This window comes from Acidobacteriota bacterium (assembly GCA_016713675.1).
Taxonomy (GTDB): Bacteria; Acidobacteriota; Blastocatellia; order Pyrinomonadales; family Pyrinomonadaceae; genus OLB17.
Genome location: JADJOS010000001.1, coordinates 1,950,431 through 1,964,198, shown reverse-complemented (window position 1 = coordinate 1,964,198; position 13,768 = coordinate 1,950,431). Strand labels below are relative to the sequence as shown.

The following is a 13,768-nucleotide window of genomic DNA, read 5'->3' as shown; positions in this document are numbered from 1 at the left end:
CCTATCAACCTTTTCCTGGCTGAGAACAGAAGTGCCTTCTGTCCGGATTCGTAATCGTATCTAAGCAACTTGTCGATGATGCTGACAACTGCTCTTATCTGTTGACTCTTCGTCATTAAATTTCCTCCTATACGGCGAAATGTCGCCGCGTTTCCAAGCAACGCTTTCCGCACAGGACGATTTGAATCGGGCGATTCATTTACAGAGCGTTTCAAAATTCTTACCTTCCTAACGTCGGCCAACGGGTTCGATGCCTACTGAAACTAGTAAGAAACCCGAACTGTTACCAGTTTAGCCCGTGCTACACCTTGTTAGTTACGATAAGGCATGCGCTCCGCGAAAATTCGGCAAGTGCCGCGACACGCTTTCGCGCGTCATTAGCTCCGAACGTATAGTTCGGTAAGGTCGTCGAATAGAAACTCGCCGACCCTTGGAAAGCTGCTTGCAACTATAGAAGAAAATGAGAAAGATCAACTTTGAAATCACCGTAACGGTGACCCATGTCTAGAATGAGGGAACGGAGCATGTTTGTCAACTCACGTGACAGGATTAACAAGGCGAATTAAGATAAAGAGTCCCCAAAATCCCGTAGTTCTGAAAAGAACTATTCAATTAACTGCCATTTTGTTCGGCTGTAGGCGATTTAGAAGCCGTTTTTTTGGGCGTTGCGTTGGGACTGGCTGCCGGGGGCGGTGCCCATGATGGCTAGTTTGCAGCCGTTGGATGCGGCGAAGTCGAGGCGGTCTTCGAGAAGAGCGGTCTGGGCGCCCTGATTGCGTTCGTCGGGCAAGGTGCTGGCACCGGCGAGCATGCAGATATCGTCGTAGATAAAGAGCATCCCGGTCGCGATCGCCCGGCCTTCGAGCTCGGCGATGTAGGGAGACGCCCCGCTGCACTGCGCGCTGACCGATCCGAAATTGAACATAAATTCGCCCAGGGCTTCGTGCTCGGTCCGCCAGGCGTCGGCCGAGGTCCGCGCCCAAAGCTCGACCTCGTCTGGCGTGATGACACGCGTTTTGAGTTCGGGGCGGCGTTCGCGTCTGGCAACGTCGGACGAGAGTTCGCGATACATTACGCTCGTCAGCTCTACGGGGCGATATCCACGCTCGCCGAGCAGCGTCATCAACGACGGATCGGTCATCGGACTGACCTCATGAAAGACCGGAGCTTCGCGTTCGCGAAAGAACGCCTCGATCTCGTCGAGATGTTCGGCCGTCGCGTCCTCAAATATCCCAAGCCCAAACGTCTGCGTCAGCGGCGATTCAGCCCCGTCAAACATCGCATACGCCCCGCCAACCTCGATCCACGCCGCACCGCTCTCCGGCGTCAAGCGTGCCCGCGTGTCAACAAAATCGGCATTCGCACGGGCCTCGGTCCGCTCGAGCTTCTGTGAAAAAATGCGGTCGATGTATTTCAGATCGTCATCTCCTTAGTTTCGGAAACAGTGATCGAGAATCTCCGAAGATCCTCGGCCTTTTCCGGATTGTTCGTGATCAATACCACAGATCTAATACCAAGATCTGAAAGTATTTCGGCAGCCGGCCGAAAACTCCGCGCATCTGCCTCGTAGCCAGCCAGCTCGTAGGCCTCGCCCTGCGAATGGCCGGCTTTCTTATGTTGGATACTCTTCATCAGCGCCAAGTGCCCGTTGCCTTTCCCTTCCTGATCGAGGTAAATGATAACGCCGCGTCCTGCCTTCTGGATCGCTGATTGAGCGGCAGCCATCTCGTTTGCACATTCGCACTCAACACTGTTGAATACGTGACCCGCGATACACGAAGAATGGACCCGGCATAGTATGTTTTCGCCATCACTAACGTCTCCCGTCAACAGAGCGATCGACTCGGCCTGACCGTCATAAAAGAGTATCTCCGTAAACACTCCAAATTTGGTGTGGAGTTCACGTTCAGCAAGTCTAATGTTCATTCGTTTCAAGAGTCGCTTTTTTCCACATCAATATTAATAGATCAAATCAATATCCGATAGCGGCCTGAGCCGCCGCCAGCCGTGCGATCGGCACGCGAAACGGTGAACAGCTTACATAATCCATCCCCAGTTTGTGACAGAATTTCACGCTGTCTGCGTCACCGCCGTGCTCACCACAAATGCCGACCTTCAGCTTTGGCTTGACTGCTCGGCCCCGATCGATGCCCATACGGATCAATTCACCGATACCGTCGGTATCGATAGTTTGAAATGGATCGTAGGGCAATATTCCGAGATCCAGATATTTCGGCAAAAACCCGCCAATATCATCGCGGCTAAATCCGAAGCTCATCTGCGTCAGATCATTGGTTCCGTAGCTGAAAAAATCAGCCACCTCGGCCATTAGCCCAGCCCTGATCGCAGCCCTCGGCGTCTCGATCATTGTTCCGTAGAGGAAAGGTATCTTTTTGAGCTTCTGCTTTTCACAGACCTCGCGATATACCTGATCGACGATCTTTTTCTGATGCTTTAGCTCGTTGAACGTACATGTGACCGGGATCATTATCTCGGGCAAGGCCTTCTTTCCGGCTTTGACCAATTCTGCCGTGGCCTCTAGGATCGCTCGAACTTGCATCTCCGTAATTTCCGGATAGCTGATCCCAAGACGCACTCCACGATGACCGAGCATAGGGTTGTTTTCCGCTAGAGCGATCACCCTTCGTTTCAACACACTCATACTGATGTCGAGCACCTTGCTCAGTTCCATCAGTTTGTCCTTATCGTGGGGTACAAATTCATGCAGCGGCGGATCGAGCAGGCGGATGGTCACCGGACGGCCGTTCATCACCTTGAGAGTGTCTTTTACATCTTTCTTTACAAATTTGTATAGCTCATTCAGCGCATTACGGCGTTCGGTTTCCGATTTGCTGACGATCATCTTTCGCAAGAGGAACAATGGCCGTTCACCGCCTTCGCCATAGAACATATGCTCGGTCCTGAAAAGTCCGATTCCCCTCAGCTCCAAATTTTAGAGCCTGCGATGCGTCCTCCGGAGTTTCGGCATTTGCCCTAACACCCATTGTCTTGACCTTGTCGACGAGCTTCATCAGATCTTTATACGACTGGTTCTTATCAAGATCGATATCGACGAGAGGCAGACTTCCGATGTAAACGAGCCCCTTGGTACCATTCAGGCTAAGCCAATCGCCCTCCCTAATGACCGTTCCATCCGCTGCCTTGAAGGTTCGCGCATCGTGGTTGATCTCAATTTCACCGCAACCGACGATACAGCACTTGCCCCAGCCTCGTGCCACCAGAGCAGCATGTGATGTCATGCCGCCTTTCGACGTAAGGATCGCCTCCGCCTTGTGCATTCCGTCAACGTCCTCGGGCGACGTTTCCTCCCGAACTAAGATCACCTGTTCGCCCTTCTTAGCCCATTCGACCGCATCATGCGAAGAAAAGACCACGCGGCCGCGTGCCCCGCCAGGCCCGGCCGGCAGCCCCTTGGCGATCGGCTTCGTGATAAGTTCGGCCTTCGGATCGAGCATAGGCAGAAGCAATTCGACAAGTTGATTCGGGCCGACACGCATGATCGCGGTATTGATATCGATCAGCTTTTCAGCGTACATTTCGGTCGCCATCCGGACGGCTGCTATGCCATTTCGTTTGCCGATACGGCACTGCAGCATATAGAGCTTCCCTTTCTCGATGGTGAACTCAATATCCTGCATATCCTTGTAATGCACTTCGAGCCGCTTTTGGTATTCGAATAGCTCCCGGTAAAGTTCCGGCATCAATTTCTCGAGTGTCTTAAAGTGTTTGCTTTGTGCGTTCTTTGAATATTCGTTGACCGGTGCTGGTGTTCGGGTGCCCGCGACGACATCTTCGCCTTGTGCATTTACCAAATACTCGCCGTAGAACCGGTTCTCGCCATTCCCTGGATTTCTCGTGAAAGCAACGCCGGTGCAGCTATCCGATCCTAAATTGCCGAAAACCATCGCCTGCACGTTTACGGCAGTTCCCCATTCATCGGGAATATTCTCGATCGCACGGTATTCGACCGCACGCTTTCCATTCCAACTGTTGAATACTGCACCGACGGCGCCCCACATCTGACTCCAAGGGTCTTCAGGAAAATCTGTGCCCAAGACCTTTTTTACGGTTTTCTTGAAATCTGCGACGAGAGCCTTCAACTCAGCGGCGGAAAGTTCGGTGTCGCTCTTGTATCCCTGCCGAACCTTTATCTTTTCCAGCTTTTCATCAAGTTGTTTACGGATGCCTTTGCCGCCTTTCGGTTCGATTCCTGCCCCTTTCTCCATAACGACATCGGCGTACATCATGATCAAACGCCGATACGCATCATAAGCAAACCGCTCGTCACCGCTTTGCTCGATCAGGCCCTTAATGGTCTTTTCATTGAGCCCCACATTCAGCACCGTTTCCATCATTCCCGGCATCGAACGCCGGGCTCCCGAACGGATCGACACCAGCATCGGGTTCATGTCGTCGCCGAATTTTTTACCGGTAAGCCTTTCCATGCGGAGCATTGATGCCTCGACCTCGGCTTTCAGTGTCCAGGGATAGGTCTTTTTGTGAGCGGTCAGGTAAGTACAAACTTCTGTAGTAACCGTAAAGCCCGGCGGCACCGGCAGCTTTAGTTTCGGATGGCCCGCCATTTCAGCTAAATTCGCCCCCTTGCCGCCTAAGAGATCCTTCATTGATTCATTCCCGTCGGCCTCGCCGCCGCCGAAGAAGTATACGTATTTTCTATTTTTCCCGTCGTTGCCATAGGTAAAGATCACCCTCCTTTGTCGAGATTAAGACCACACGCCGTCAATATTTAGGACGCAGGTCACAAAGCCGCGGCCCCGAAAGCGAAATTTGGGTGTCAGCTTATTTAGTATTTGAATTTTGTTTTGGCGACTAGACCTTGACACACTCTCCGCGTTTGAGGAATTGCCCGTCGCCTTGTTTGCCGGCATGTTCTCCGTTTTGGATAACTACGCGGCCGCGTGAGAGGACGGTCTCGACTTTCCCTTTCACCTTCCAGCCTTCGTAGGACGAGTAATCGACATTCATGTGTTCCTGCTCGACGCCGAATGTGTGTTCTGTATCTGGATTAAAGATGACGATGTCTGCGTCGGAGCCAACTGCAATTGTGCCCTTCTTTGGGAATAAACCGAACATTTTTGCCGCCGCGGTCGATGTCAGTTCGACAAATCTATTCAAAGAGATACGCTGCTCGACCACGCCGCCATTGTAGATTAGATTCATGCGGTTCTCGACGCCGGGAGCACCGTTCGGGATCTTTGAGAAATCGTCCTTGCCCAGTTCCTTTTGCTCTTTCATACAGAAAGGACAATGGTCGGTGGAGATAACTTGCAGGTCGTCCATCTTGAGGCCTTTCCAAAGCTCGGCACAATTATGTTTCTCACGCAAAGGCGGCGTCATTACGTATTTCGCACCTTCCCAGCCGTCGCCGTAATCGTCGATCGAGTGGAAAAGATATTGCGGACAAGTCTCGGCAAAAGCCGGAATGCCGCGATCTCTCGCCTGCCTCACCTGATTCAAAGCATCAGTACACGAAAGGTGAACGATGTATACCGGCGACTCCGCCATCTCAGCAATTGCGATCGCACGATGGACACCCTCGGCCTCGGCGATGGTCGGTCGCGTCAAGGCATGATACTTCGGAGCCGTTCGTCCTTCGGCGAGAAAGCGTTTGATGATCTCGTTGATGACGATGCCGTTCTCGGCGTGCATGCAGATCAGGCCGCCGCGTTTTCCGGCAGCCGACATCGCACGAAAGATCGTCGCGTCGTCCGCCAAAAACACGCCTGGATACGCCATGAACAGCTTGAACGACGTGATGCCCTCGTCCATCAGCTTGTACATCTCTTTCTCATCGCCGTCCTCAAAGTCGGTCGTGATGAGATGAAACCCGTAGTCGATCGCCGTCTTGCCCTCGGCCTTTTTGTGCCACGCATCGACGCCCGCGGTCATCGATTCGCCCTTCGTCTGCACCGCAAAATCAATGATCGTCGTCGTCCCCCCAAACGCCGCCGCCCGCGTGCCCGTAAAGAAATCATCCGACGAATGCGTCCCGCCAAACGGCAGCTCCATATGCGTATGCGGATCGATCCCGCCCGGGATCACCAGCCTTCCCGACGCGTCCAGCACAACATCCGCCTCCATATCCAGCCGCTTGCCGATAGTCGTCACCGTCTCGCCGTCAATGAAGATGTCAGCTCTATAGTCGTCGACCGCAGTAACGACACGTCCCTTTTTGATCAGTGTTTTCATAGAAGTATTTTGATCCTATTGCGTTCTTAATAGTTTCTCATCGTAAGATATCTTCCCGCCGATGATCGTAAGTATACTGTGCGTTTTCGGCAGTTCAGGCACGGGAGCTGTAAAGACGTCTTGCGAAAGTACAGATAGATCCGCCAGTTTCCCTCTAATCAAACTCCCTTTGTCTTTCTCGGCAAACTCGGCAAACGCCGCAACCTTTGTATATGCAACCACGGCTTGCTCGCGTGTTATTGCTTCGGTTGGCCTTGAAGGATGGATCGAGGAAAACATAATGTTCAGATATGGGTTCATCGGGCCATCTGAACCAAGTGCGAAATGCATTCCGCCATCAATGAGCGAGTGAGACTGCATGAAATCCATCTTGGGCGAATATCGGCTGTAGAGCATTTCGACAAACGACAAATGAGTGGGATTTTGCACAACGATCACGCCCAGCTTTCTGCCGCGTTCGATCAGATCGCCAATAACTCCGTCCCCGTGTTCGATTCGGACTCGCTTTTGCTTCCAATCAATTTTGATCTTTTCCATTGCATCAAAAACGGACGCGACGCATTGATCTCCGGAACAATGAAAGAGGATCTGTTGATTGAAATTCAGCGATTCCTTTAGCATTTTAGAGATCTCTGCTTCCGGAAAGTTCATTTTACCTTCGGAACTCGGCATATCCGCGTAGGGCCGACGTGTCGCTGAACCGCGTTCGAAAGGAGTGCCGTCCAAGATCCATTTGATGCCGCTTGCCTTAACTTTTGACTTTGGAAAATTGAGTTTTGACAACATCTGAAATTCAGACAGATCGCGCCTGCTTTCAAAAGTGAGGGCAAACGGAATGGCACGTACCCGAATTGGCAGATTAGCCTTGACCAATAGTTTCGCAAACCGGTCAATACTCAAAGTTGACATAACTTGCATCGAAGTAACGCCAAATCGAACAGCTTCGTCCGACATCTTTTTTAATTCTGCGATGGCAATTTCATCCGAAGCCTGATCGGCCAAGACCCTTGATGGCCTCCACTGAGCATATTCCCAAGATCTGCCGTTAATCTTCTGCGAATTTGAAACCCGTTCAAAATATCCGCCCAGCACGTCGGGGGCGTCATCGGTAATTTTCAAAAGCGGCATAGCTTTTGAATTGACGATATTACCGTGTCCGTAAAAAGCACCTAGTGAGATCGGATTGTCAGGCGAAATTTGGTCAAGAGCAAAACGGTCGGCCGTTTTTTCGGACAGAGCGTTGTAACCGATAGTACCGAAGATCCATTTTCCCTTCGGTGCAGTTTTGACCGCTTTTTTAATGGCTTCGACAGTTTCCGCCCAAGTTGGCTCCATACTGTCAAATGTTAATTGAATGCCCTCAGGAAAAGGCGTGAAATGAAAATGAGCATGGTTGATACCGGGAATGACAGTTTTGCCCTGCAGATCGATCAAACGAGTTTTGTTACCGGCAAGTCGTTTGATCTCCTCATCTGATCCGACGGCCAGGATCCTTTCGCCGCGAATCGCAAGGGCTTCGACGGTCGATTGATTAGATTCGGCAGTAAATATTTTCCCGTTAAACAAGATCAGTTCGGGCGAACCGCCCTGTGCGAACGCAAAAAGGCCTGTCAGAAGTACAATCGAGAGAGTTAGAAAGATCTTCTTCATATTATTTCATCGAATGGCCGTAATAAATAGTAGAGGCCCGCCCGATGGTCGTCCACCGCAGTAACAACCCGCCCGTTTTTGATTAGTGTTTTCATAGCTCAACTCGGCCAATTCTTATAGGCTTTTGAAAGTACCGCAACAAATACGATTGAAACGGCTATTAAAAAGAATAGAAGCGAAACCAAATAAATGCCGCCTAAGTACCATACCGCTAAGCGCCAAAGCAAGTAGGCTACCGTCAGCATCAAAATGGTTCGCAGTACAACTTTCATCGAAATAAATGCAACTAGAAACGTATTGAACCCCACCCACTAAAACTTTCACACCGAGCGGAACGGGTTATTTGTCGCTTAGCACGCTTTTCTTGTCACAAAACTTCCGATCGATATCGCTTAACTCGCTCTTTACGTCATTTAATTGGAAATTAAATCGCTTAATTTTCAATTTACATCGTTTAATTCACGATCTATCTCTTTTAATTTTCGATTTATATCGCTTAATTTACGTTCTATGCCACTTAATTCTTAATTAAATCTCTTAACTGTCGTTCCAAGCGACCAAATCTTCAATAATAACGACCAAACTCTGTTAACAAAGAGCCAAACCGGCATCCAACGCCTCGATGACTTTGTCGATCGAATCGGTGGTGGAGTTGAGCATCACGCCGGTGCGGATGACGTTGCCGTAGAGGCCGCCTTTGCCGATGAGGACGCCCTGGCGTTTGGTTTCTTCGAAGACGCGAAGGACGAGGTCGGGGGCCGGTTCTTTTGTTTGGCGGTCCTTGACGAGCTCGATGCCCTGCATCAGGCCCATGCCGCGAACGTCACCGATACAGGCGTATTTTTCCTGCAATTTGAGCAGCTCATTATGGAAATAATCGCCGACGACGCGGGCGTTTGTGCGGAGGTCGTCTTCTTCGATGACGTTGATGACCGCGAGGCCGACCGCCGACGAGACGGGATTGCCACCGAATGTCGAGAACGTGAGGCCCGGGAACGCATCGGCGACCTCAGGCGTCGCGATCGTCCAGCCGATCGGCACACCGTTGCCCATGCCTTTGGCCGAAGTGATGATGTCCGGCTCGACGCCCCAATGCTCGATGCCAAACCATTTATCGCCCGTCCGGCCCCAGGCGGCCTGGACTTCGTCGGAGATAAACAACCCGCCGTGGCTGCGTGCGATCTCAGCGACACGCGGGAAATATTCCTTTGGCGGAATGATAAATCCGCCGACGCCAAGAACCGTCTCAGCCATAAACGCCGCGATGTTGCCGGTCGTCGTTGTGTTGATCAATTCCTCGACGTCATCCGCACAGGCGACGCCGCACGTTGGGTATTCGAGCTTGAACGGACAACGATAACAATACGGCGCCGCCGCATGAACGATCCCCGCTACCTGCGAAGCGATCGGCTTCCAAGTCTTATGCCCGATCGTCGAAAGCGCAGTCGCCGAACGCCCTGCGTAACTGTGCCTTAGAACAACGATCTCGTTATTCCCCGTCGCGATCTTCGCCGCAAGAATGGCTGTGTCGTCGGCCTCAGTTCCGCTATTCGAGAAAAACGACTTTTTTAAATTCCCCGGCGTTATCTCCGCCAGCTTCTCCGCCAGATCGCCCTGCGGCCCGTTCGCGTAAAGCGTCGACATATGCGAAATCTTATCAACCTGATCCTTCCACGCCGCATTGACCCGCGGATTCGCATGCCCGATGCTAACCGTGAGGACACCGCCAAAGGCATCTAGATACTTATTGCCCTGATCATCCCAGACATACTCACCCTCGCCGCGAACCAAAGCGATCGGCTCTTGGTAGTAAGTGGCAACGGCCGGGAAAAGAAACTCTTTGTGTTTACGAACGGCGTCCGAGACTGTCGATCTTTGTTCTGGTTGGCTCATATTGATAGTAGTGTCTGCATTCGAAATGAATTGTTGCTGACTGCAGCTGGTTAAACGAGAAAGTACCGAACATTTTACGACAATTTGCAGAAAAATAAAGTAACAGAGCTCTCAATCGACAGTTTTAATTTCACTGTCCTTTCGTCAGAAATTGGCATCGGAGTTTGCGAAGTTGTAAACTCAACTGTTTCGTATGGGAAATCGCACATTAGGAATTGCAGTTGTGGGCATTGGCGGCGCAGTCGGGACGACGATGGCGGCGGGCGTCGAATTGCTCAAGAAAGGCCTGATCGGCCACGAAGGCCTGCCGCTCGCCGAGCTTGACATTGACGGAATAGCGGAATACACGGATATCGTCTTCGCGGGTTGGGATCTATTCGGGGAACACCTAGCCAAGGCCGCGGAAGAACATGACGTCCTCACGCACAAACAATTCGTCGCGGTCGATGAAGCCTTACGCTCCGTCAAGCCATGGCCGGCGATCGGGAATGACAAATTCCTTTCGAACATCGACGGTGAAAATCGCCTAAGCGAAAGTTCGCATCGTGCAAACATCGCTAAACTGCGAAATGATCTCATCGCGTTCCGCGAAACAGTCGATGCGGTCGTTGTCATAAACCTTGCTTCAACGGAAAAATTGGCGGTCGAGGGGAACGAAATACTCAATTCGCTCGCTGAATTCGAAACTGCTCTCGATGATAACTCGGCGGATATCTCGCCCGCGATGCTTTATGCGTACGCGGCCATCGCCGAGAGGATACCCTACGGCAATTTTACTCCGTCGGTCTCAGTAGATATTCCCGCTTTGATAGAATTTGCCGCAAAAATGGCCGTTCCGATAGCGGGCAAGGATGGCAAGACTGGCCAGACATTTATCAAATCCGTTCTCGCACCGGCCTTTCGATCGCGCGCCTTGAGGGTAAAGGGTTGGTACTCGACGAATATCCTCGGCAATCGCGATGGTTTGGCACTCTCGAACGAAGATTCTCTCGCCTCTAAGATAAAGACGAAAAGCAGTCTCCTAGACGATATTCTCGGCTACGAGGTCGAAGATCATCTCGTAGATATTCGTTATTACCGACCACGAGGCGATAACAAAGAAGCTTGGGACAGCATTGATATTACGGGGTTCCTCGGACAGCAAATGCAGATAAAGGTGAATTTTCTCTGCAAGGACTCGATTTTAGCAGCCCCGCTCGCGATAGAGATTGCCCGCTGTCTCGATCTCGCGGCACAGCGTGGCGAATCGGGAATTCAGGAGCAGCTTTCAGTCTTCTTCAAATTGCCGATGAATCCCACTGGTAAAAATCTCGAACAGGCGTTCCATAAGCAGGAAGATATGTTACTTTCGTGGCTGTCTAGCTAATTCCGCCTCAGCCGCAATATAGCCAAAACTCGCCCATTGATCGCCGGCAACAATCTTGCGAAAAATATCCAACCCCTTTTCAGTTTCGCCGATGTAAAAATACCAGTTGCCAAGTCCATACCCGAGTGACGCACTTCCGAGAGTTTTCGCTTCTCGTCCAAGGATCTTTGAGAGATCCTCGGCATTTCGTTCCCCTCGATACAGACGTATCAGGGTAAGATAATCGTCATTTTCGATCACCTCGATGTTGCCTTTAAACTGATCAAGCAACCTCGCGGCCGCTACTTTTTTCCCCATTCGTCTCATCGTCATATACTGCCAATGGGCTGTCGCCACACGCATATCATTGTTCTTTGAGACCTTCGCACACTTCTCGTATGCTTTCAGAGCCCTTTTTAGATCGCCCTTGAGATAGTACGCGAGCCCGAGATGGTACCAGATGTTCGATTGCAGCGTACTTGTAGGGATGTTCTTTGCGTTGGGCATCCCATCGGGCTCGATCTCGTCGGGCTTGCCTTTGGTCATGGCGGCTGCCTTTTCAAGGTCTTGTACCGCGTCTTCAAAGCAACGAAGTGTAATGAGACGATGTCCGCGATGACGATAAATGCGAGCATCGCCCGGGAACTTTTCGAGCGAGATCGTCAGGGCGTCGACCGCGTCCTTGTACCGCCCGAGATAACCTTTGCGTCGGGCGTACCAGATGAGATTATCGGCACTCGGGTCTGAGACGGCGTTTCTCGCGGCGATCTCGAGGTTGCGCGAGTATTCCATTTCGGCTTCGGCCGACAATTGAGGACGGACCTCTTGAGCTTTCTCTGAGCAAGATTGTCCAAGGCCGGTAATACAAAACGACGCCAGCAGGCTGGCCAGCACGAGCACGATTTTCATAAGCCGATATTACATTAAAACTCAAAATTTGACAGTCGGCGTCCGATTGCACAAGATTGTGAAATGCTTAACACATTTCACTATTCCCTACCTGACGAGATCAGGAACGCAGTCATTTCAAAAACAAATTCCTGGCAAGAAGCCGACAAGATCGGCCGCATCTGGCGAAAGGACGCGACGGTCTGGACGGGCAGCGATGAGGCCAAATGGCTCGGGTGGCTCGAAATCGTCGGTGAAGAACTCAACGATCTGCAAAAATACCGCGATCTCCAGACCGATCTCGCAACCGCAGGTTTTTCTGACGTTCTGCTGATGGGAATGGGCGGATCTTCGCTATGTCCTGAGGTGCTCGCAATGACCTTTGGAAAGACAAATTTTCACATTCTCGATTCGACTGTTCCGGCTCAGGTCAAGGCGACCGAGGATAAACTGGACATCGAGAGAACACTGTTCATTGTCGCGAGCAAGTCAGGCTCCACGCTTGAACCGAATTGTTTTAAGCAGTATTTCTTCGAACGCGTCGTCGGGATAGTTGGGCGGGAAAATGCCGGAAAACAGTTGATTAAGATCACCGATCCGGGCTCGAAAATGGAACAAGTCGCGAAGGCTGACGGCTTTCGACATATCTTCTACGGTAAGCCGCAGATCGGAGGACGCTTTTCGGCATTGTCCGCCTTTGGAATGACGGCTGCGGCTTCGATGGGACTTAATGTCGCGCAGTTTCTGACCAGCGCCAACGAAATGGTCGCCGCCTGTCGCAATGAAGACGCCGCAACGAATCCCGGAGCGATACTCGGGCTTATTCTCGGCACGTGCCACGCCAAAGGCCGTGACAAGCTGACGATCTTCACGTCGCCCGAAATTCACGATCTCGGTGCGTGGATGGAGCAGCTCGTTGCCGAATCGACCGGTAAGAACGGTGTTTCGATAATTCCGGTCGATCGCGAGCCGCTCCAGCCAACGGAAAAGTATGGCAACGATCGCGTATTTGCTTTTCTCAGCTTAAAAGACAGCCCTGCGATGGACGATGCATATAACAACATCGCCGCCGTTCATCCGGCGATACGCGTCGAGCTCGAGAGTAAAGACAACCTCGGACAGGAATTCTTCCGCTGGGAATTTGCTACCGCTGTTGCGGGTGCCGTGATGAGCCTCAACCCATTCGATCAGCCCGATGTCGAATCGGCAAAGATAGAGGCACGAAAGATCACGGACGAATACAAAAGGTTCGGCTCGCTGTCCCATGAGAAGGCGTTCTATGAGGCTAACGGAGTGTCGCTATTCACGAGTTCCGAGTACGTAGAGCAGCTTGGTGAGCTTTCTTCGATTCCGTCGATACTCGACGCGCATTTTGCTCAGATCGTCACGGGAGATTATTTCGCAATTCTCGGATATCTCGAGATGAATGCTGAGACCGAAACGCTACTTCAAACTATCCGCGAGAAAGTTCTTGCCCGCACCGGTGCCGCGACATGTCTCGGGTTTGGACCGCGATTTCTACACTCGACCGGACAGGCCTACAAAGGTGGCGCAAACGACGGCGTATTCCTTCAGATAACTTCCGACGACGCCTTTGACCTTGCGGTGCCCGGACAACAATATACGTTCGGCGTGGTGAAAACCGCGCAGTCCCGAGGCGATTTTCAGGTTCTGCTGGATCGCGGGCGGAGAGCCTTACGCGTGCATCTCGGTTCGGATGTGGTCGGAGGCCTCAAGTCACTCAACGATCTGATATGATCG

8 protein-coding genes and 1 pseudogene are annotated in these 13,768 nt (G+C 51.7%); 2 read left to right on the top strand and 7 right to left on the bottom strand.

What is annotated here, in order from left to right:
- Positions 1–643: 643 nt before the first annotated feature.
- From IPK01_09070 to IPK01_09045, 6 genes and pseudogenes are all read right to left on the bottom strand, one after another.
- A complete protein-coding gene (locus IPK01_09070) occupies positions 644–1,417 on the bottom strand; it encodes a GNAT family N-acetyltransferase (GenBank protein MBK7933635.1) in 774 nt (257 codons plus the stop codon).
- Positions 1,414–1,926: a GTP cyclohydrolase gene (locus IPK01_09065; protein ID MBK7933634.1), complete on the bottom strand. Its 513-nt coding sequence runs from the start codon at positions 1,924–1,926 to the stop codon at positions 1,414–1,416. The genes IPK01_09070 and IPK01_09065 overlap by 4 nt, the downstream gene beginning before the upstream one ends.
- A 46-nt stretch (positions 1,927–1,972) precedes the next feature.
- Positions 1,973–4,646: pseudogene (locus IPK01_09060) on the bottom strand (pyruvate, phosphate dikinase).
- A gap of 205 nt (positions 4,647–4,851) precedes the next feature.
- A complete protein-coding gene (gene hydA, locus IPK01_09055; GenBank protein ID MBK7933633.1) occupies positions 4,852–6,231 on the bottom strand; it encodes a dihydropyrimidinase in 1,380 nt (459 codons plus the stop codon).
- A gap of 15 nt (positions 6,232–6,246) precedes the next feature.
- A complete protein-coding gene (locus IPK01_09050; GenBank protein MBK7933632.1) occupies positions 6,247–7,881 on the bottom strand; it encodes an amidohydrolase in 1,635 nt (544 codons plus the stop codon).
- A 588-nt stretch (positions 7,882–8,469) separates the two neighbouring features.
- Positions 8,470–9,774, bottom strand: a complete 1,305-nt coding sequence (locus tag IPK01_09045) for an aspartate aminotransferase family protein (protein MBK7933631.1) — start codon at positions 9,772–9,774, stop codon at positions 8,470–8,472.
- A gap of 193 nt (positions 9,775–9,967) precedes the next feature.
- Between IPK01_09045 and IPK01_09040 the strand changes: the two genes are divergently transcribed.
- The gene (locus tag IPK01_09040; protein ID MBK7933630.1) at positions 9,968–11,140 is read left to right on the top strand and encodes an inositol-3-phosphate synthase; all 1,173 of its coding nucleotides are present in this window, start codon (positions 9,968–9,970) and stop codon (positions 11,138–11,140) included.
- On the opposite strand, the gene IPK01_09035 is transcribed toward IPK01_09040, so the two are convergent.
- Entirely contained in the window at positions 11,117–12,028 is a 912-nt protein-coding gene (locus tag IPK01_09035; GenBank protein MBK7933629.1) for a tetratricopeptide repeat protein, read from the bottom strand. The two genes, IPK01_09040 and IPK01_09035, sit on opposite strands and share 24 nt — an antisense overlap.
- Positions 12,029–12,091: 63 nt before the next feature.
- On the opposite strand from IPK01_09035, the gene IPK01_09030 reads away from it, so the two are divergent.
- Positions 12,092–13,765: a bifunctional transaldolase/phosoglucose isomerase gene (locus IPK01_09030; GenBank protein MBK7933628.1), complete on the top strand. Its 1,674-nt coding sequence runs from the start codon at positions 12,092–12,094 to the stop codon at positions 13,763–13,765.
- Positions 13,766–13,768 lie beyond the last annotated feature (3 nt).